The organism is Vallitalea sediminicola (assembly GCF_054408565.1).
This window is the reverse complement of record NZ_BTPT01000427.1, coordinates 1-320: the sequence shown is the minus strand read 5'-3', so window position 1 is coordinate 320 and position 320 is coordinate 1. Positions and strand designations below refer to the sequence as shown.

At 41.2% G+C, this 320-nt stretch carries 1 pseudogene; it reads left to right on the top strand.

From position 1 onward, the window contains the following. Positions 1-320, top strand: a pseudogene (locus ACX6CF_RS27300) (F0F1 ATP synthase subunit alpha); the annotation flags it as partial.

Sequence of the window (320 nt, the reverse complement as noted above, 5' to 3'; positions counted from 1 at the left end):
CCCAATTGAAAATGATGGCTTCTCTCCAGTAGAAGTTGTTGCACCAGGTGTTATCGAACGTAAATCAGTAGACCAACCAGTTCAAACTGGTATCAAGTCTATTGACTCTATGATTCCAATTGGTCGTGGCCAACGTGAATTAATCATTGGTGACCGTCAAATCGGTAAATCAGCGATTGCACTTGACGCTATCATTAACCAAAAGAACACTGGTATTAAATGTGTTTACGTAGCGATTTGCCAAAAAGCTTCTACAGTAGCGAACCTTGTTCGTAACTTAGAAGAGCACGGCGCGTTATCAAACACTATCGTAGTTGTTG